The sequence below is a fragment of the Peribacillus sp. Aquil_B1 genome (assembly GCF_022603275.1).
Lineage (GTDB): Bacteria > Bacillota > Bacilli > Bacillales > DSM-1321 > Peribacillus.
Map to the genome: position 1 here is coordinate 2,138,854 of NZ_JAKXEE010000001.1, position 18,388 is coordinate 2,157,241.

Annotated in this window: 21 protein-coding genes and 2 pseudogenes; 9 read left to right on the forward strand and 14 right to left on the reverse strand. The window is 35.6% G+C overall.

What is annotated here, in order from left to right; translation table 11 throughout:
• Window positions 1-57: 57 nt before the first annotated feature.
• Window positions 58-1,119: a DUF3900 domain-containing protein gene (locus MPH60_RS10480; RefSeq protein WP_241588643.1), complete on the forward strand. Its 1,062-nt coding sequence runs from the start codon at window positions 58-60 to the stop codon at window positions 1,117-1,119.
• A 223-nt stretch (window positions 1,120-1,342) separates the two neighbouring features.
• On the opposite strand, the gene MPH60_RS10485 is transcribed toward MPH60_RS10480, so the two are convergent.
• Both MPH60_RS10485 and MPH60_RS10490 read right to left on the reverse strand, forming a co-directional pair.
• Window positions 1,343-1,624 (reverse strand): hypothetical protein, encoded by a 282-nt coding sequence (locus tag MPH60_RS10485; protein WP_241588644.1) that lies wholly within the window; start codon window positions 1,622-1,624, stop codon window positions 1,343-1,345.
• Between the two features lie 107 nt (window positions 1,625-1,731).
• Window positions 1,732-2,082 carry a hypothetical protein gene (locus tag MPH60_RS10490; RefSeq protein ID WP_241588645.1) on the reverse strand — a complete coding sequence of 117 codons (351 nt, stop codon included), beginning with the start codon at window positions 2,080-2,082 and terminating at the stop codon, window positions 1,732-1,734.
• A gap of 161 nt (window positions 2,083-2,243) precedes the next feature.
• Between MPH60_RS10490 and MPH60_RS10495 the strand changes: the two genes are divergently transcribed.
• On the forward strand, window positions 2,244-2,471 hold the full coding sequence (locus tag MPH60_RS10495) for a helix-turn-helix domain-containing protein (RefSeq protein ID WP_241588646.1): 228 nt from the start codon (window positions 2,244-2,246) through the stop codon (window positions 2,469-2,471).
• Between the two features lie 6 nt (window positions 2,472-2,477).
• On the opposite strand, the gene MPH60_RS10500 is transcribed toward MPH60_RS10495, so the two are convergent.
• Window positions 2,478-2,963, reverse strand: a complete 486-nt coding sequence (locus MPH60_RS10500) for a hypothetical protein (protein WP_241588647.1) — start codon at window positions 2,961-2,963, stop codon at window positions 2,478-2,480.
• 107 nt (window positions 2,964-3,070) lie between these two features.
• Here MPH60_RS10500 and MPH60_RS10505 point away from each other — a divergent pair, with 107 nt between their 5' ends.
• Complete coding sequence (locus tag MPH60_RS10505; RefSeq protein ID WP_076369090.1) at window positions 3,071-3,340, forward strand: hypothetical protein; 270 nt, start codon at window positions 3,071-3,073, stop codon at window positions 3,338-3,340.
• A 77-nt stretch (window positions 3,341-3,417) separates the two neighbouring features.
• Here the strand turns inward: MPH60_RS10505 and MPH60_RS10510 are convergent, their stop codons facing one another.
• Entirely contained in the window at window positions 3,418-3,804 is a 387-nt protein-coding gene (locus MPH60_RS10510) for a hypothetical protein (protein ID WP_241588648.1), read from the reverse strand.
• A gap of 225 nt (window positions 3,805-4,029) precedes the next feature.
• Between MPH60_RS10510 and MPH60_RS10515 the strand changes: the two genes are divergently transcribed.
• Window positions 4,030-4,608, forward strand: coding sequence for a hypothetical protein (locus MPH60_RS10515; protein ID WP_241588649.1), 579 nt, complete (start codon window positions 4,030-4,032; stop codon window positions 4,606-4,608).
• Between the two features lie 434 nt (window positions 4,609-5,042).
• On the opposite strand, the gene MPH60_RS10520 is transcribed toward MPH60_RS10515, so the two are convergent.
• Entirely contained in the window at window positions 5,043-5,195 is a 153-nt protein-coding gene (locus MPH60_RS10520; protein WP_241588650.1) for a hypothetical protein, read from the reverse strand.
• Window positions 5,192-5,761: an HNH endonuclease signature motif containing protein gene (locus MPH60_RS10525; RefSeq protein ID WP_241588651.1), complete on the reverse strand. Its 570-nt coding sequence runs from the start codon at window positions 5,759-5,761 to the stop codon at window positions 5,192-5,194. Before MPH60_RS10525 ends, MPH60_RS10520 begins: the two co-directional genes overlap by 4 nt.
• A 79-nt stretch (window positions 5,762-5,840) precedes the next feature.
• Here MPH60_RS10525 and MPH60_RS10530 point away from each other — a divergent pair.
• Both MPH60_RS10530 and MPH60_RS10535 read left to right on the forward strand, forming a co-directional pair.
• Window positions 5,841-6,131: pseudogene (locus MPH60_RS10530) on the forward strand (tyrosine-type recombinase/integrase); the annotation flags it as partial.
• Between the two features lie 60 nt (window positions 6,132-6,191).
• Window positions 6,192-6,518: pseudogene (locus tag MPH60_RS10535) on the forward strand (DUF3900 domain-containing protein); the annotation flags it as partial.
• Window positions 6,519-7,198: 680 nt separating this feature from the next.
• On the opposite strand, the gene MPH60_RS10540 reads toward MPH60_RS10535, so the two are convergent.
• Entirely contained in the window at window positions 7,199-8,047 is an 849-nt protein-coding gene (locus MPH60_RS10540; protein WP_053346497.1) for a pyridoxamine kinase, read from the reverse strand.
• 209 nt (window positions 8,048-8,256) lie between these two features.
• Here MPH60_RS10540 and MPH60_RS10545 point away from each other — a divergent pair, with 209 nt between their 5' ends.
• Window positions 8,257-8,796 carry an ECF transporter S component gene (locus tag MPH60_RS10545; protein ID WP_241588652.1) on the forward strand — a complete coding sequence of 180 codons (540 nt, stop codon included), beginning with the start codon at window positions 8,257-8,259 and terminating at the stop codon, window positions 8,794-8,796.
• A gap of 398 nt (window positions 8,797-9,194) precedes the next feature.
• On the opposite strand, the gene MPH60_RS10550 is transcribed toward MPH60_RS10545, so the two are convergent.
• The 5 genes from MPH60_RS10550 to MPH60_RS10570 all read right to left on the reverse strand — a co-directional run bounded on the left by MPH60_RS10550 (window position 9,195) and on the right by MPH60_RS10570 (window position 13,205).
• The gene (locus tag MPH60_RS10550; protein WP_241588653.1) at window positions 9,195-9,572 is read right to left on the reverse strand and encodes a hypothetical protein; all 378 of its coding nucleotides are present in this window, start codon (window positions 9,570-9,572) and stop codon (window positions 9,195-9,197) included.
• Between the two features lie 336 nt (window positions 9,573-9,908).
• On the reverse strand, window positions 9,909-10,298 hold the full coding sequence (locus MPH60_RS10555; protein ID WP_241588654.1) for a hypothetical protein: 390 nt from the start codon (window positions 10,296-10,298) through the stop codon (window positions 9,909-9,911).
• Between the two features lie 44 nt (window positions 10,299-10,342).
• Window positions 10,343-10,891 (reverse strand): DUF6241 domain-containing protein, encoded by a 549-nt coding sequence (locus MPH60_RS10560; RefSeq protein WP_241588655.1) that lies wholly within the window; start codon window positions 10,889-10,891, stop codon window positions 10,343-10,345.
• 656 nt (window positions 10,892-11,547) lie between these two features.
• Window positions 11,548-11,784, reverse strand: a complete 237-nt coding sequence (locus MPH60_RS10565) for a hypothetical protein (RefSeq protein ID WP_241588656.1) — start codon at window positions 11,782-11,784, stop codon at window positions 11,548-11,550.
• Between the two features lie 536 nt (window positions 11,785-12,320).
• Window positions 12,321-13,205 carry a R2-like ligand-binding oxidase gene (locus tag MPH60_RS10570; protein ID WP_241588657.1) on the reverse strand — a complete coding sequence of 295 codons (885 nt, stop codon included), beginning with the start codon at window positions 13,203-13,205 and terminating at the stop codon, window positions 12,321-12,323.
• Window positions 13,206-13,564: 359 nt separating this feature from the next.
• Here MPH60_RS10570 and MPH60_RS10575 point away from each other — a divergent pair, with 359 nt between their 5' ends.
• Both MPH60_RS10575 and MPH60_RS10580 read left to right on the forward strand, forming a co-directional pair.
• Window positions 13,565-14,269: an alpha/beta fold hydrolase gene (locus MPH60_RS10575; protein ID WP_336275358.1), complete on the forward strand. Its 705-nt coding sequence runs from the start codon at window positions 13,565-13,567 to the stop codon at window positions 14,267-14,269.
• 7 nt (window positions 14,270-14,276) lie between these two features.
• Window positions 14,277-14,861, forward strand: coding sequence for a TetR/AcrR family transcriptional regulator (locus MPH60_RS10580; protein WP_241588659.1), 585 nt, complete (start codon window positions 14,277-14,279; stop codon window positions 14,859-14,861).
• Between the two features lie 250 nt (window positions 14,862-15,111).
• Here MPH60_RS10580 and MPH60_RS10585 read toward each other — a convergent pair whose 3' ends face one another.
• Together MPH60_RS10585 and MPH60_RS10590 are read right to left on the reverse strand one after the other, a co-directional pair.
• Window positions 15,112-16,710 carry a phosphodiester glycosidase family protein gene (locus MPH60_RS10585; protein WP_241588660.1) on the reverse strand — a complete coding sequence of 533 codons (1,599 nt, stop codon included), beginning with the start codon at window positions 16,708-16,710 and terminating at the stop codon, window positions 15,112-15,114.
• A gap of 439 nt (window positions 16,711-17,149) precedes the next feature.
• Complete coding sequence (locus MPH60_RS10590) at window positions 17,150-18,064, reverse strand: acyltransferase (protein WP_241588661.1); 915 nt, start codon at window positions 18,062-18,064, stop codon at window positions 17,150-17,152.
• Window positions 18,065-18,388: the final 324 nt, after the last annotated feature.

Consider the following 18,388-nt stretch of genomic DNA (forward strand, 5'->3'; position numbering starts at 1 on the left):
TTAAGTCTTTAAAAAAAGTACGGGAATCATGCTTAATAATTGAAGAAGGTGACATTCATGGATTTTGCGATTACCTATCTGTCTTTTTATTTAATCCAAGTCGAAGGAAAAGGCGATCAGGCTGATAAGCGTTTTAAACATTTCCAAACTCTTGATACTGAAGAATACGAAGAAAGTCCTCTAAAGGATTTTTTGGATGGGGAATTGATGAAGATTTCCAAACGGAAAGTCGACCGTCACCCAAAAACTGAACAAATACCGACGAAAATCGGTTCTTTTATTGTCGAAGAAGGACATGCACTTGATTCCAATCCTAATTACAATGTATTTAACCGTGTTCGATATGCAAAAACAAAACAAGAATTCCAAGAGGAAAATGAACAATTCACGCGGTCTTATATTGATACAAGTGCCGTCCGTGGCGGTGTCTTCATAATCGCTTCGGCAAAATTAACGAAATATCTTGATGAACCATTCGTTTTCTTATTAAAATGTGATTTCGAGCCGAAAGTTGCTTCCATTTCTGATGAACGGACCTTGATTAGGCACGTTGAAATGGCAATCACCACTAAAAATATGAAATCCATTCAATACCCCTACATGCCCGAAGAAGGAATGGTCGAAGAAGGCGAACTGAAAATCCACCAGGCCTCACATGCCCGCTACTTCGAGGACTTTTTGAAATTCGTCGAGTATGGCGAATCGATGCCGGAAATCATGAAAAACCAGGTCATCCACATGGTCCATGAGCATGTATCCGCACAATTCGAAGAAAACAGTGACGAACTGCACAAATTCGAACAGGACCTGGAAATCTGGGAAACCAGCGAAAAACGTGAAATCCAGGAACGCCTTGAAACCCATCAGGTCGTCGAAGCCACTGCCCAGATTGTCGAGCACACACCTGAAGCCGAACTGCGAATGAGGCTTGGCAGTACATCCGTCAAAGGACTATTAGCCGATTTCGGCGACAGCATCCATTTAGGAAAGATTAATGGGAAGTATGTATTAATGATAGAATCCGATACGATAGAGTTCGATAAAGGTGTTTCGCCGATTGAGTTTCATAGGCCGGATGATTTACAAGTACTAATTGAAAAAATCATAAATAAAAGTTGAGAAATAGTCCGAGTCACAAAAAAATTTGATGATTTGTGACTCGGAACGTGACTCTAGAGTCACAAAATACCTGTGTTATATCCCACTTATGGCAGTCTTTGTGACTGCCTTTTTTCATTTTTCTTCTATTAGATAGTTTACCTTGTGTATCTAACTACCCAACCCGAATCAACGCCGTGTTTAGGTAAAGACCTCTTCATTTCCTGATATTTTGATAACTTTCTCAGTGCATCTCATTGTCTTCATCCTCCTCCACAGACAAACCACCTTCATTAGACCAGTTATGAACTTTAGGCGTTACTACAGTTCCGTCATGAAATTGTAATTTCAATTCAGGGATAGCTACTGCATATTCCCCAAGTGTCTTCAACGCTTCTTGAATAGCTTGAGCGTGGTTTTCACAAGTAACATCAATTGAGATATCAAAAGATAAAGTTGCCCCGATATAGAATTTTTTCATTGTGTTTTTAGCTTCAACGTTTACATTTAAATTAATTTTTGTCATTTTGGTTATCCCCTTTTTAATTCAATTTTTGTTAGGTTCACGATGAACCTGACACTGTTTTTATGTAAGGAGAACTAACTTTCGTTCCCCTTTCTCCTCCTGAAGTATTAGAACTCCCTGACTTCACTTGTTCCTGATTCGATTAATTCAAAATCTATATTGCCCTTTATATTCTGACGAGAAATTTGCCTAACTGTAATCCTATTGATTGCTTCTTCCATTTGATCAAGCATCAAATTTTTATCTGTAATCTTTACGTTTTCTGCTAAGGTTGTTGTTCCAGATGTTACGATGTAGATGCCCTTTGCTTTAGTTGGTTTAACTAATGCGTAGTAAATGTCATTCCCATCAAAGAATATCGCTTCATTCTTACTGATTAACTTTCCGTCTGACTTTTGATAACTGAGTCTTTCTGCTGCTTCTTTGTCTGTTATGTTGGAAAGAACGGTGATTAACATTCAACCCCCCCTTATCGACAACGTTCCGTTGTTGTTAATCAAAGTATATATCGACTACATTTATTTGTCAACAACGTTCTGTAGTTTTTTACTACTTTCTGTAGTCAATATTTTTCTATGTGATATAATTGATGTATGTATAAGGAAAAGGTGGGTTATTCATGGGGATCAGAGTTAAGTCCAATTTAAAAAAGATTCTTGATGAAAGAAATATATCTATAAGACAGTTAGCTTCCATGACTGATTTGAAATTTGAAACACTTAGAAGACTATATAATGACGATACAAAACAATATCAAAGGGATACCATTGGTAGGATATGCGAAGTTTTAGACATAAATATTAACGATATATTGATATTAATTAACGAAGAAAACCCTACCGAGTGAGTTTGATCACCTGGCAGGGTTTTTAAAATTGTATACTATCTCTATATCTTTGCTATCACCATTTACCATAATTTCGTTAATCAGTTCTATGATGTCATATCTTTTTTCTTCTTTTTGTTTAAGTTTCAAAAACTTTATTTGTTGTAGTTCTGTTCTGTATTTTTCAAGCAATACATCAGATTTATTATGTAAATTCTTACTTCTCCTGATTGCTTCCATCGAATTTGTTAAATTATTTAACTGATTTGAATACATTTTATTCATTGTATGTAATTGATTTTCATCGACTAATCCTTCTGTATACTTCCTGAAAAGTGTATCCATTACAAGGGTAATTTTAGATATTTCATTTTCTATTTTCGAAATGTCATTTTTTAAAGAAGCTTCTACTTTCAATTTATGTTTATCTTTAGAAACAGTTTCATTTATTATTTGATCATCGTCTAAATAAAGTGACAAGTTATCCAAAACTATTACCCTAATTTCATCCAACCTTCTGCAATTCATCAAATCTTTACATGATTAATACATTTATTGAACTTATCTATTTTATAATTAAATTACAATTTAATAATTCACATCATATGGAGGGTACAATCATGGAAATAAATGAAAGGCAACCATTTGAGTCTTTTTTATCTCCTCGTCAACTTACTGAGCTAAAAATCTTATCTACTAAAACAAACATAGCTTTCCATGAATTATTAGCAATGCCATCAATAGTCTCACTTCTAGAGAAACTGAACAATACGACTGAACTAAATGATGAGCTTAATAATAAAGAAATGATATTAAGAAATAAAGTTTTCATTAATAAAAATAAAGAAGTATTAAATAAGACACAAAAAGCACTCGACCATTTAGGCTGAGTGCTTTTTTGTTTGTAATGTTATTCTAATGGTTTTCCATATAAAATATCATCTACGTTAATGTATATTTCTTCCATTTATTTAAAAGATAGCCCAAATTGTTCATTGGCTTTTTCCATTACCAATTCAATTGGTTGATCTTCTTCAAGGTGATATTGCTTAATAAAATTATATACACCTAGCAATTCAACTTGGACTGTTGCTTTTCTTTTTTCAAGCTCTTGTCTTCCTTTATTTAATTCAGGAGTGATACCATCAGAACCGCCATTAATAGCATAGATATTATCTTGTTCAATTTTCCATTGGTATATTGTTGGTTTTTTTAGTGGTCTTACATGTGCGATAAATTCAATTAAATTATCCTTTACAATCCAATTAGAATCGCATTCTGAGTACTTACTCTCCAAATAAACTCCTAACTTTTTTCCACTTTGCAATCTGTAATTTTGTACTTTTGATAACATCCTTTCACCCCATCCAAATATTTACTTACTCAAGCAATATTCAATTAAGAGTGATAAAAGTCCTGCCTAGATATTCCTTGTTAATGTTATAATTTATTAGAAATCAAATTTAATATAGGTAAGCCCTGTCACTGATTTATTATTTAATAAAACCTTAAACTCTCATGAAATATATGGTATTTTATTAAAGTGGTAAATTTTAGTCAGGGAGATGTGTAAAATATTATGAGTTTTAAGAATGGTTTTATTTCTGTTATATCTTTTGTCTTATTTTTAGGTATTATTTTTTCACCGGTTTCACTTAAAACAAATCAATTGGCCTATGCTGATGATGAAACGTTACCAACTACTATCGAAAAGGATAAAATGCTTTCAGTATTAGATGTTATACAAAATGGTATTGTTGAAGAAAATGATAAAACTAAGTTAAACTTAGATTATGCTAAGGAAATTGGTCTGTCAAATACAGAAATTAATAATCTTCAACAAGCACTTATTGAAACTTCTTCAGATGATTTAAAAGAAATTGAAAGCGAATCAGAATTATTAGAAAAGGAAATACTTAAAAAAGATGATGTTATTCAAATAGACGAACTAACAGCTTCAGCTAGGGGCAGACACGCTGCACCGCCTTCAGCATTAGAAAGGACTTTAAAACTTGTATTCGGAGCTATTGCTGGAGTGACTTTGGCTAATTTAATAGTTACAGACTTGTATAAATTAGGAGCTTATTCCGCTTGCCATAAATGGGGTAAAACAAGACCTAAAGTTAAAGGTGCATGTAAAACACTAGGATACTGGTAGAAATCCGAAATTAAGGGGGAAATTCATTGTTTGACATTCCTGAATTTTCGAAAGTAAAAATGATGAAACTAACGATACATTCTTTGCTTATATGCATTTTATTAAGCTTAGTTAGTTTAATTATTAATGATATTTTTTCAATTATCATTGATAAAAGAATTCATTTGAATTCATTTTTTATACCAATAATCATGGTTTTTTGGATTTTGATAGCAATTAAAAAACCAACTTACCAAAAATAATCAGGATCAGAGTCTAAGCACTAGCTTAGGCTCTTTTTTATCTCTTTCCATAAAAAAAATATTCTATCGTGGTATTCTATGTAATATTTAATCTATGTATTATTTATTATGTAATTGCTCTTCAATGCAATAGTCAACAAATTCTTTAGTTCTAATCCCGTACTCCAATAATAAAACACCTACGACCATGTCTTATTCTTCCTCTTCTAATAGCTCCCACTCTGGAGAAAACACTGATTCATAAAAACCTAGCTTATGTATGCTGATATTTCTCATCGCTTCATTAATTAACCTATAAATATGTCCATTTGTTCCTGATTCACAAAAGTATGTAGTATCCTTCATTGATTAACCTTCTCCTTGTATGAAAACTTCAATACAATATTCTGAATGCTACGAAATGAAACATTTAATTCTTCCCCTTTTGCTTTATAAAAATCCATTTTAGTCATGTTAGAGGTTAAATGTTTTACTTCCTCTCTTAATTCTCTTGCTATGCTCATTGAAAGCCTTGTCTTATTCCAATACCTATCCCTAGAGTTCTTTTTATTCCCAACATCAGTAATCAATCGTAAATTTTCAATTTTATTGTTTCGTGGATTTTTATCGATATGGTCAATCTGTAATCCTTGTGATAACCAGAAATCTTTTGTAGTTCCATATGCTGAACTAAGTACAATCTCATGTTTATACATTGGCACCATTTCTTCCGTTAAATCACACTTAAGGCTCGTCATCAAATATTGACCGTGATCACCTGTTCCTTTGCAAAATTCATCCTCAATTAACCATCTGTTGCTAACTTTACTCCATACTCTCCCCGTTGGTGTGTGACAAAGGTATCTAGAAAAACCTGGTACTGGGGTCATCTCGCCTTTCAAACTTTCAAATTCTTTTACTGCTTCTTTCATTTTACATTCCTCCACATATTTTTTTAGCGTATAAACGTTTGCCTATACACTTATTGCAGCACCACATAATTTAACGCATGATCACGATTTAGTAATTTGTACTCAAAATGGAAAACCGATTATCCCACGTAATTTTAGAAAAGAGTTTTATAATTTAACCGAAAAGGTTGGTTTACCTAAAACAAAATTCCATTCAGCTACAAGACACTCTCATGCTACATTACTTATTCAGCAAAATGTGAATGTTAAGCTAATTAGCGAACGTCTCGGACATGCTGAGATTGGAACGACTTTGGACATATACAGTCATGTGTCTTCTAACATGCAAAAGAGTGTTGCAGTTGAAATTAATAAAGTGCTCATTATGTGACCAAATTCGTGACCAGCCATAACTAAAACTCAGTAATATCAAGGTATGTAGTCTTCTCTCCCATACATGCCCGAAGAAGGAATGGTCGAAGAAGCTGAGCTGAAAAAAATCCACCAGGCCTCACATGCCTGCTACTTCGAGGACTTCTTGAAGTTTGTCGAATATGGCGAATCGATGCCGGAAATCATGAAAAACCAGGTCATCCACATGGTCCATGAACATGTATCCGCACAATTCGAAGAAAACAGTGACGAACTGCACAAATTCGAACAGGACCTGGAAATCTGGGAAACCAGCGAAAAAAGGGAAATCCAGGAACGCCTTGAAACACACCAGGTCGTCGAAGCCACAGCCCAGATTGTCGAGCATACACCTGAAGCCGAAATGCTATTCATGATATATTGATATTAATTAACGAAGAAAACCACCAATCGTAAATGACTGGTGGTTGTTTTGTATAAACAAGAAATTTACTGTAAAGCATATTATTATCACTAGCTTTCCTTTCTTTATTAATTCCCCTTAACTGAGCTGAGGTATATTCCTTAGCTTTTTGCATTCCTCTTCAAGCCAAGGTTTATCGTTAAGTTTACCCTTATTTAATAGTACATAATATAGTTGAGTGAATGCTTTAGCCATTAATTCCATATTAGGCTCATAGCATAAGTAATTTTACAAGGCGGTCTACCTTCTTTATTTGTTTTTGCTCTCCATGGAATTTTAGCGTATTTTAATTCTAAGCAACCTAATTGACGCATTTTCTTTATTATTTCTGATCTACCCTTATCAGGAAATAGAGCTTCTAATTCCTCGATTGTAGATAATATTGTTTTTTCTTCAAGTAATTTTTCTTCATCTTTGTAAAGGTATATGGGAGTTAAATATTTTCAAACTTTAACGAACATAAATACTGGCTGTTGTGAGGTAAATAGAAAGTTTCCTTATTATTATTTAAGTGATTTTTACAATATTCGGAAAAATATAAGTACTATTTGATTTATACAAAAAGCTCGGTTAGTCAAAAAGCCGAGCTTTTGTTACTCTATTTTTTCCATTTTTTAAAGCATTCATAATAACATTCGTAAATATTTTTCGAAGTTAACTCCTTCTACTTTAGGAATTTGCTCTAAGGAGGAATCATTGATAGCCTCTGTCAGGAATGCCACTGCGAGCTGTACGGATTTTTCTAGGTTCTCTCCACGCATCATGCTTCCCATAATCACAGATGCAAATAAATCACCAGTACCTGAATAGCTTTCACCGTTATACTGCGTCGCACTATAAAAGGTTCTACTTCCGTCCAAATACATATTTCCGATAAACTGCTTCTCTGAATCTGCTGACGGTGGATTCATTCCAGTGATGATAACCTGAGCTCCCGTTTCTTGCTGCAACATATTCCCTGCTTCTTCTATCGCTTTAATATAGTCCTCTTCGTTTGAATAGCTATGCAGCTTTTCATAAGACAATCCGGTTAATAAACAGCACTCTGTAACATTTGGTGTAATGACATCTGCACGCTTCACCAGTTCTCTCATAAGTACCAGTAATTCATCGGTAAAAAGTTTATAGACTTCTCCTATATCCCCCATTACTGGATCAACAAGTAAAATGGTTTCTTTTGTATAAAATTTATCTAAAAAATGGAAAATATTATTAATTTGCTCTTCACCAGTAACGAAGCCGGTATAGATTCCATCAAAGGTTACATTAAGCTTGCTCCATTCTTCTATGAAGTATTTCATTTTGGATGTAAAATCTTCACAAAAAAAACTTGGATATCCGGTTTGCGCAGTCAATATGGCCGTTGGTAAAGGGCATGCCTGCACGCCCATGACCGAAAGAACCGGAATTGCAGCTGTTAATGAACATTTTCCAAAAGATGATAAATCCTGTAGTACAGCAACTTTTTTCATAATAACCTCCATATGGCCTATCCACTTTAAACTTTATTTATCTTATCATAAATCAGCTAAAAACAGTCATATCCTCTCTCTTTTCAATACGTATAATATCTGTATTTTTTATCAACTGACCTCATAGTTTTTTAATAAATTGACACTTTTATAGACACCAGTCTTTTGCTAAAATCATAAGAAAATTCTAGTTAGGAAGGTTTACAGATATGCAAAATACACAAAGTTATTCAAGGTCAAGTCAAAAAACTATGGATTTAATTATTACCGCAATGTTGATTGCACTTGTGTTCCTATCTACTTTCTTTTTGAATATTAAACTGCCAATTGCCGCAAATGGAGGGTTAGTTCATCTAGGAACAGCTATGCTTTTTATTGCATCTATTTTATTTGGTCCTAAAAAAGCAGCTCTTGCTGGTGCGATAGGAATGGGGTTATTTGATATAGTTGGAGGGTGGGCATTGTGGGCACCTATCACCATTGTGGCGCGTGGTTTGCAAGGATATATAGTTGGTAAAATCGCTTGGTCAAAGGGTCGCAACGGTACTAGCATGGCTTTCAATGTAATAGCAACAATCGTTTCCATTCCATTTATGATAGCTGTTTATTATATTGGTGAAGGGATTCTATACGGTAATTGGATTGCACCTTTAGCTTCGATACCTGGAGATCTCGTTCAAAATATATTAGGAATTATCGTTGCAGTTCCAGTTTGTGTGGCTTTGAAAAAGGTTCCTTATTTTAAGTAAATTCGCTATAAAGGTAAACGTCAAGTAGCCCCCAAATACTACATGGCTGGTGTATTTGGGGACTATGTTTTGTTTGCTTCCCTTTTTATCGGTACTCTGCATGCAGAGGGTAAACTAGATGACCACGACAAGACTTTATCTATTTCTTTTTTTCATTCTTTAGTCTTTTAACGTGAGCTCTCATTTTATCTAATTCCTATTTTTCCCTTCTTCATCATTTGCCAATGCAGAAAATAAAGCTATCGTGCCTAATTTGTCGAATTCTACATCTCCAGATCCACCTTTAGTAAAACTAAAGTATAGTTCCGTAAACGCCTTAGCCATTAATTCGTAGTTAGGTTCATTTACAAAATAGCGGATTTCCTCGCAGTTCTTTTCTTGGTTTACTCTTTTTCACATTAGGACACAGCGTTAGCATCATTAAACCCATCACACATAAGTTTATTTAAGTATCGAGCGACTGGTACTTTCATGGCATCTTTATAATGAAAAACGTTATCTGCTAAGACTCTGCCCGTACCTTTTACTAACGAAGGTAATTGGTAAATTGTTCCGGTCGCTAAGAAGGTATCATTTATTTCTAGTACTTCACCATATCCCATCATATCGCCAACAAAAAACATTTCTTTACCGCTCTTGGTATGCGTCAAGACAATTTGGGAATTTGCAATTTGTAGCAATGCGCCGTATCCATCCACGTAAAACCAATAGTCTGTATCAGAAGTATACCCACCTTCAATGAAGCAGTTGGTCAATACAACCTTACCGCGTTTCACCGTACCCATTCTCCTACAGTAATCGAGAGAACAACCAATCATTCTAATATCACAGCATAATTATCGATATTGACACCTGCTGGACTTGCGTTAAAAGTACAACCGAAGAATGTAATTCTTTCTCCGTAGTTAACTCCTCCCGCTAACATGTCGAAGGCTTTATCCATTCGTAATACGCAGCTATAAAAATTAATACACCACGTATTTGATCCTACCCTTACGCCAACGCCGCCTTTAAAAGATAGGAGTTAAAGATGTCGTAAAATGCCGCCATCCTTGTTGCATGTCCATAATCTAACTCTACAACGCCCGTTTCACATTCAATATTGAATCCATCTATGCAGTATTTAACGGCTTCGTTAATGTAGGCATGTCGGTCAATATAATCTTTACTAGCGTATAGTTTGATAGTGGACTCAGAAACTGCGGAAGTGTGCGTAAATTTAAGCGTTGTACTTTCTTCGACTTAAAGCCAATTCTATCCGTATAAACAGTTATATCTCCGTTTATTAGGTATATCCCGCTAGGAAATTCGATAAATCCACCGCCTATCGAAACAAGATCGTTTATGGCAGTTAATATTGCATTTCTCCAATCCCCCATAACAGACAAGTGTGCATATTCCATATTATTGACCGTATGTTCTAATTTCTTACTGGTATCCGCCAACTGTGAGGTAACAACACTCACCTGACCTTCAACATCTGCCTTTACTTGTGTTACCATTTTTAAAAAAATAAGCCTACTCGATAGGCTCGTTTTTTTACTGCTTATTCAAAGTTTAATTTAACAAATTGAGCTTCTTCTTCAGGAGTCATAACTCCAGTAGCTTTACCAACATTTCCATTTTGTTCTCCCCAAAGGTAATTGTGGTCTTCCACTATACCGTCGAAGTTCCCTTCTTTCCACTTTCCTACGATTCTCAGTAACTCGCTTTTATAGTCAATAGTTTCACTATCATTAATAAATTCATAAACTGCATTGATGTTTTCAGAATTCATTTCATAGTTGTACCACTTTTCTTCAGAAACTACTTTTTGATGAGTCATACTATGCATTGTTTTCATAACGTCTTCTCTTTTTGAAGCTGGGCCAAGGCCTAGTTCATATAGAACTTCTTCATTTTCTAAAGCTGGTTCTTCCGTATATTCTTCGTCAGTTGCCTCAAAATCCACCTCTTCGTCCGTTGTCTCCAAAACAGGAGATGTATCTTCGTGCGTTTCTTCATAATTTTCAGCATTCTGATTGATTGTTATTATTACTGAGATAGCTGCGGCAGCTACTATAAGTCCAACCATTGACCATCTAAATTTATTCATTATAAGTTCCTCCGAGTCATAATTCGTTTATCACTCATTTCAGTTACATCCTTTTATGGATATGCTAACCATTATTATATTAACATAAACTATTAACAAATAATCTTAAACTATTAAGTAACCATATAGATTGATATAAAATTTTTATCTTAAAATAAAAAAATTGAACATAAGCTATTAATCCTCAAAATCATCTAAATCTAAATTGATTATATGGGATAAATAATTACTCTGTATTGGCCATTAAACTATTCCCTCCCTATATAATTCTATATAAAATTTATTGGATACCAATACAAAGCATCCTGAGACTTCTAAGGATTATATAAATCTTACCAGTTAATTATTTGAACATTGGAATCATTTAATCTTCCTTTCAAATATCTCATAAGGATCAAATTGTCCATGCTTCAATTGCTTTTAGGTTACCTTGTGTATCTTGGATCTCCAACCTTATCAGCACTATGTTTGTAATAGACTTGACCTGCACCGAATAACCTCTTGATTGTTAAACTACTTCATGCTCGGTATAGCAATATTGATCCATATTTGTGATTACCTTGAATATTGAAGATGTAATGGAATTAGTTCAAACAGAGTAAAACCACCAATCTTAAATGACTGGTGGTTTTGCTTTTTAATTGTATTTTTTAATTTTAATAATGGTCTACTGGTGCTCCCAGGTTATCCAAGTCTTGTGAAATATTAAGAATGATTAAATATCTCCACTCGCTTTTAAGTTTCCCTAAGTCCACAACCTGATGAACCTCTACTTCATCATTTTCATACTCTTTACTAGTCTCGCAAATCTCATATAAACTTTCTACTAACTCTGTATTATCCCAATTCCTTACGTCTAACTGTACGAATTTTTGGCATTTTTTTATATTCATTTTCTTCACTCCTAGTTTTTAAAGGATTCGGGATATTGAGTACTCCTAGTTGATTTAGTTTTGTTAATTATAACCCTATGGTTTTTTGTTGAAGTTTCCTTAGTGCTAATATTAGAATCATAACTCTTAGCATAATGACCTGAACTTGATTAGTGTCTTTGTCCTTAGTTGTCCACTACTTTACAGCCAAAGTTGTTCCATCTTCATCCATAAGATACTTCACTTATTGTACCCTTTTCGAATGCGGCATCTTCTTGAATTAATCCATTAAATTCAATGGTATCTAATAATTTCAATCTCTCAAACTCCGCCCAATCCTACTAAACGTGAAACACTCCTACTAATAATAGTGAAACTAAAAAACGAATCTTTAACACTTTTGTTTGTCCAGCTCTCTTTAAATTTTGGAAACAAATACAAATTATACCACGAAATAACTTTATTTATCTTTATCATTAAAGTAAAAAAATGATAATTTTAATAAGAAATCACCAATCATATTGACTGGTGATTTCTTATTCTATCATTCTACTCCTTTATAGTTTTGAGTTTCCTCCAGTAGATCGATAAATTTCTTCGATTGTCTGTCCCTTCGCCCGTGCAAGGATTTCAATTCTTACCATTAACTGTTTTTCTGAGAATTTCTTAATATCAGAATGGTATTCCTTTCCTTTTTCTCCGTCTCCAATAACGCCCTCTGCATTTAAAGAGATAGCAAGTGGTGCCAATTCCTCAAGCTTCTTAACCACCCTGTCAAAAAGATGAGGATGTTCACAAATCAAGCGCTGAAGAAGAAATGTTCCATATGCAATATGCCTTGATTCATCTTTCTTTAAATGGTCAATGCCCTCTATTAGTCCGGGCATTTTACCGATCCTTTTCAGTCCATCGTAAAATGATTTATATCCAGTTTCCGCCAACACTCCTTCTGCAAACATATTGTACACTGTAGCTGCGTCAGCTATTACTTCAGGGGTTTGTTCATGCCATAGCCGTTCCATTGTTTCGGGGAGAATTTCATAAAATAACTTACGATAGGATTCAGAATGCAAATGAGAAAGATCGCCTTTTTCACCAATAGCATTTAACACCAGCCGAAAGAATTCTGTATGTTTAGCCTCATCGCATAAAAAGGTTGTTAGGAACATCTCCTCTTCCAATCTACCTTCTATTGCAATCACCCTAAGCAATGGGAGTAAGTCGAGAGTAACCGCCTCTTCCCCTCCCTGAAATTGTGCGAGAAGTTTCAGCACCCATTCTTTTTCCTTAACAGAAAGTGTTTTCCAGTCCTCTTGATCCTGTGAGAAATCGATATCTTGGGGATTCCAAATTCCAAACTTTTTTGCCTTTTGATACAACTGGTAGGGATATGAATCTTCCATCAAACCCTCCGAGCTCGTCGTTAAAAGTTTCTTTCTCAAGTATATTCCTCCTTCGAATTATATCTTTACCAGTTTATGCAAAAAGGGAATTTTACGTATGGACAAATTTAGGTCTAATGCAAAATTAAAATAGAATAAAAGGCTTTCTTCATTATTGGGTTTGCACTCTATAAGGAGTGATGGAAATGGTAATAAACCAATTAGAATTGGCTTTTGCAAAGGTAATGGAGAGATTCCGATGCTCCCCTTCCCTGCTTGTTCAATAAAAGGGAAAGATTAACTTTTTATTGATTAGCACCATTATTCAGAATGGAAATAATATCTAAGCTCCTTAGGAATTACAATACATTTTTGATTTATTTTTCCAGATCACTGGAAATGTTCGTCCTGTTGTTCTGATTCATGGTGGTGGGACTGATTTGAGGCAATGGACATTTTTAGACTCTCTTTTATCTAAGGATTACAAAGTTATTGCTTATGATGGCCGTGGTGCCGGTAAATCACCATCTCCTATAAAGCAGGTAAACTATGTAGACGAGGTTCTGGCACTAATGAATTACCTTGAACTTCATCAGGCAACATTTATTGGCCATTCCATGGGCGGGCAGATTGCAACTGATTTCGCTCTTAATTACCCTGAAAGAGTATCGAAACTTGTGTTAATTGCTCCTTCTTTAACTGGTTTTCCCTATTCAAAGGAGTTTGAACAATATCACGAAAGAATATTGGAAAGTGCACCCAATATAGATAGGATGTTACAGCTTGCCCTTCATTCACCAACATATCAGGTGATTACCGAAAGTCCGCACAAAGATCTCATTGTTCAAATGCTTAGACATCATTTCGGGCGCATGCTTAAATGGCCCGCTGATTTCTGGATGAAATGGCCTCAGCCGCCAGCAATGGAACGATTAGAAGAATTGAACACCGAAACGTTATTTTTTATCGAAAAAAAGGACTTGGCTGATAATTTTCGAGTTGCCGATTGTTTCCGTAAGGTTCCAAACATCGGATTCATCGAAATAGAGGATGCCGATCATATGCTGCCTCTCACCCATTCTGAAGTTTTATATCAAGAATTCACTGCTTTTATGGAGGAATGAAGTTAAAATGCCACGTACATCAGAAGAAAATGACCGCATTCGCCAAGCTTCCAAACAAAAAATTCGCGCTGCTGCCATGGAGTTATTTATAAAACAAGGATATTACGCTACTTCTATAAGCGATATAGCCAAGAAGGCAGGTATTTCTAAAGGGTTACTCTATAATTATTACAAAGGAAAAGAAGAACTGCTTTCTGAAATGGTCGAGGCCAGAATCAGGGAAGTGGTTGAAATCATGGAAGAAGCGTTCACCTTAAATACACCTCGTGAACAGCTTGAACATATAATCAATGGTGCCCTTGATAATATCCACAAAAAACCGGAAGTCCATCGGTTCTATCTACACCTGCAAACTCAGCCGGAGTCTGATGAAGAGTTGATAAAATACAGTCATCGCATTATTGAAGAAAATGCTAGACAATTTGAGTTTCAATGTACAATATTTGAAAATATGGGTGAAAAGGAACCAAGGAAACGATCATTATATTTTTCATCTGTCCTACAAGGTATCATGTTGATGATATCCACCTACCAACAAGGTTTTCCGATTGAAGAAATGAAGAACCAGATTATAAGTGAGTTTTGTAACTAGTCTACCGTTTAATAGGATATATCTTGAATAAAGTTTAAATTTGGAACTTCCACAATCGGGCGATAAAAATATAGGTAAAAGCTCGTCAACAAAAAACAATCCCCATGATCCTCTATAGACCTTATATTATGCCTGAAGTTCACACAATTAATGGCTGAATTCTTTATGATATCTTGATTAGATGAGTCCGTTAAAAATCTCTTCAGAAACCTATCTGAAGAGATTTTACGTTTATTTAATTCCTGCCCATCTATTCTACTAACAGAATACCGTCGGCAATCGGGCGTTCACCTGCTGCATCAGATGGTCTTGTGACTCGCTCATCTCCAACTGTCATGGTCGTCGATCCGCCGCCGTCGAGATTGATGGCATCTACGGCTCCTAATGACTTCATGACTTTCGCGCTTTCTTTAAAATTAGCTCCCACACTCCATCCGGGTGCGCGTCCATCGATGGTGACAAATAATAGATTGCCATTCTCTTTGATTCCTGCAAGCGTTCTAGGATTACGACGTTCCCCAAAACGATAATAAAACCCAGGATCTTCTTCCCAGTGAAAGCCTTCCTCTGCGGCATTAATGGAAATTTCTCCGTTTTCCAATAATCGAGGACCCCCATTAATCATGCTGGTGGTTCGGTTCAATTTTAATAGCTTTCCATCCCCGGTGATTTCACTCTTCACCTGAACCTTCATCCCATGTCGGGCATGGTCTCGAAGCCACTCTGCCGCCTCCCCCGTTCCCGCAAGAACAAAACCACTCCCCGGAATGACTCCTCCACGCTGGTTACGAATTTCCGCCACTTCTCCGGCATGATTTACGACCACTTCCATACCGTCACCCAATTCTGTCTTTTCTCCAAATACAGACGTATATTGGATAAGCTCACTTTCATCATTACAAGTAAAATCATGTTTCGCCCGTTCTGTTGTCGTATCTCCTCCAACACCGCCACAATTGCGAATTAATCCTGGCTTCCGATTTAATCCATCCACTTCCCTGACCGCACCATCAGATGATGTAGCCTGAATTGACGTGGAAACAGACGCAATGTTTGCCTTCTCTTCAACAGAAGATAAAATCAGGACAGATCGGCCATTTATCGCCTCACTGACAAGTTGACCTTTGCTGGCGAATATACCGGCAAGATCGCCTGGTGTTCCATCCTTCTCTCCTACAACAAAGTATCCGGCATTAACTCCGGCAATGGCATCATTTCTGACAGAGATTTGGGTCAATGTTTCTTTCCCTGTCACTGCATCATTTGCCAATTCAGGCTCCACATGCCCTTGAAATCGATCCTGATCCACTTCAAGGACATTCACCACCCATGGCCCTGTTGTTTTCTCTCCATCTTCACCCGTATAAACAGTCCGTAAACCTGAATATCCCTTTTCCGATAACTTGTTTCTCATTTCAGCTGCATCCGCTTCCAGCTGATATTGGCCGATGCGGACAATGTATCCAAGTGGACCTTTTTCCCCATCATCCATGGCCCGATCCGGTTCTCTTATGATACGAGCATTTTTGAAACCATCTCTCTTTAAATTCCCCAAAAATATCTTTGCCCGCTTCTTTGTTTTTACAAATGCCGCATCCACTGTAAAATAGTCTTTAGAAGATGCTTCACCACGATGGATTTTGGTATACGTCACTCCTGGTGCTGGATTCATGGAAGTTCTTTGCTCAATCAAATTAGGTGCTCCTAACGGAAGCACATGATTCTTCACTTGTAATTGAGCATTCAATTCTGCTTGAACTGGAGTTTCTGGAATGGCATTTACAATCATCACAGATGCTAGACTAATAGTGGCGATAGGCAAAATCGGCTTTTTCCATAATTTTTTCATTTTTTACCTCCAATAAAATTATGTCCTGCTTTAACTTTATTGGAGGAATATGATGGAAAATTAAAAAGACTATTATATTTCAGTCAATTTTAAGTGAACAAAAATGAGCATAAATACTCGATTAATATGACAATTCATATTTGTGAAAGGACAACTTTTAGAATATCCTCACTTTAATAACTTAAATAAACATGTTTCCTTTGAAGAAAAATGCAATAGATGTCCAAACTGGATTTATTTTTGGTACGATAAGGATCTTTCGGTTTATTCCATTTTGGTAATGTTGTCTGTAGTGAGTACATGTATCCATGTCCAAAAATATTTATACAATTCATTGGTTTTAAAAGAAAGTCGCACCGTTTATATAAAAAAATAACGAAAGCAACTCAGAGTTTTGATTATTTTTTGAGATAATTCCATTCATTTACTTCTTGCTTCCTTAGCGAAAGATTCGATCGAGCAATGTTTTCTTATTCTCTGGAGGTACAGGAAAAAAGAAACGATTCTTACTTGTTACATTAAGATAAGGAGTTAATAAGTCAGTCTTCTCCTCTACAGAAGATGCGGTATTAAGCTGTTCTTCAATTTCCGCAAAATGATTCGCTATCGAGCCTTTTGGCGTATAGATAAAACGTTCATCCGGGAAATTTTGTGATTCAACTGTTTCTTTTTCAGTATATGCATGTACAGATGGTCGTGCCCAAAAAACACTTTCCCGCACCACACGTGCAGGACTTCCTGCAGCTGCTACATTTGAAGGGATAGATTTTGCCACGAGTGACTTTGCACCTAAAATTGAACCTGTACCTACTTCTACTCCTTTTAGGATCATGACGTCCTGCCCAATCCAAATGTGGTCACCTAAGTACACACTCTTTGTTGGATTTATCCGTTTTTGAGTTGTAACATCGTAGATCAAATGTGGATCTGCCAAACGAACGACTACACCACTTGAAAACATATTATCATCACCGATGAATAGATTCTTTTGCTCAGAGAGAATAAATCTCGCTAAACCATTAAATGAATAGTTGCGACCAAGGAAAAATGTATTATCATTCCAAACACTGACGCTCATCGTTGCATTGCGATTTGATTTCCCAATGATTATGAGCGAGTTGTTGCCATTAAAATTTAGTGTTGCATTTTTAAATTTGGCTCCCCGTTCAATAATTAACCGATTCCCTTTACCCAAAAATTTGATTTTACTATTCACAAACGAAATCTCATCTTCGGTATTTCCTATAAAGTGTATTTCATTAGTTGTTTCCGGTTTATGCAAGATGTTAGAAATGATTTCCATGCTGTCAATACCCACTTTCAAAGTGTTAAAAACGCTTTCATTATACATCATTTTTAGGTCACCACAGAGACTGCATAAGAAAACCTGAGGATATGTAAAGTTGAAGCCTTCGATTTCCTAAAAAGGGTAAATGAAAAAAGTTTGTAAATCAATTGGAACAATTGCTGATAGATAGTCGTGAAGTTGCAGAAATGGTTGGGAAACGACATGACTACTTAATTTGAGATATTAAAGGATACGTAAAGGTTTTTTTAGAGGTGTCCGTCAACAACTAACCTTTTTCGCTTCCGCTAAGTTTTCACAGCTGCTTGTTTCCTCACCTTAATATCTATCATCAGCTTTGATTTTAAACGAGATTGGGGTATTCACTTTTAA

Bases quoted from the DNA above. Each gene is read 5' to 3' on its own strand.
- MPH60_RS10485 (WP_241588644.1), bottom strand. From the start codon at position 1,624: ATGACAAAAATTAATTTAAATGTAAACGTTGAAGCTAAAAACACAATG.
- MPH60_RS10520 (WP_241588650.1), bottom strand. From the start codon at position 5,195: ATGAAGGATACTACATACTTTTGTGAATCAGGAACAAATGGACATATT.
- MPH60_RS10540 (WP_053346497.1), bottom strand. From the start codon at position 8,047: ATGAAAAAAGTTGCTGTACTACAGGATTTATCATCTTTTGGAAAATGT.
- MPH60_RS10515 (WP_241588649.1), top strand. From the start codon at position 4,030: ATGAGTTTTAAGAATGGTTTTATTTCTGTTATATCTTTTGTCTTATTT.
- MPH60_RS10580 (WP_241588659.1), top strand. From the start codon at position 14,277: ATGCCACGTACATCAGAAGAAAATGACCGCATTCGCCAAGCTTCCAAA.
- MPH60_RS10525 (WP_241588651.1), bottom strand. From the start codon at position 5,761: ATGAAAGAAGCAGTAAAAGAATTTGAAAGTTTGAAAGGCGAGATGACC.
- MPH60_RS10585 (WP_241588660.1), bottom strand. From the start codon at position 16,710: ATGAAAAAATTATGGAAAAAGCCGATTTTGCCTATCGCCACTATTAGT.
- MPH60_RS10555 (WP_241588654.1), bottom strand. From the start codon at position 10,298: ATGGTAACACAAGTAAAGGCAGATGTTGAAGGTCAGGTGAGTGTTGTT.
- MPH60_RS10590 (WP_241588661.1), bottom strand. From the start codon at position 18,064: ATGATGTATAATGAAAGCGTTTTTAACACTTTGAAAGTGGGTATTGAC.
- MPH60_RS10565 (WP_241588656.1), bottom strand. From the start codon at position 11,784: ATGAATATAAAAAAATGCCAAAAATTCGTACAGTTAGACGTAAGGAAT.
- MPH60_RS10490 (WP_241588645.1), bottom strand. From the start codon at position 2,082: ATGTTAATCACCGTTCTTTCCAACATAACAGACAAAGAAGCAGCAGAA.
- MPH60_RS10495 (WP_241588646.1), top strand. From the start codon at position 2,244: ATGGGGATCAGAGTTAAGTCCAATTTAAAAAAGATTCTTGATGAAAGA.
- MPH60_RS10510 (WP_241588648.1), bottom strand. From the start codon at position 3,804: ATGTTATCAAAAGTACAAAATTACAGATTGCAAAGTGGAAAAAAGTTA.
- MPH60_RS10560 (WP_241588655.1), bottom strand. From the start codon at position 10,891: ATGAATAAATTTAGATGGTCAATGGTTGGACTTATAGTAGCTGCCGCA.
- MPH60_RS10545 (WP_241588652.1), top strand. From the start codon at position 8,257: ATGCAAAATACACAAAGTTATTCAAGGTCAAGTCAAAAAACTATGGAT.
- MPH60_RS10505 (WP_076369090.1), top strand. From the start codon at position 3,071: ATGGAAATAAATGAAAGGCAACCATTTGAGTCTTTTTTATCTCCTCGT.
- MPH60_RS10480 (WP_241588643.1), top strand. From the start codon at position 58: ATGGATTTTGCGATTACCTATCTGTCTTTTTATTTAATCCAAGTCGAA.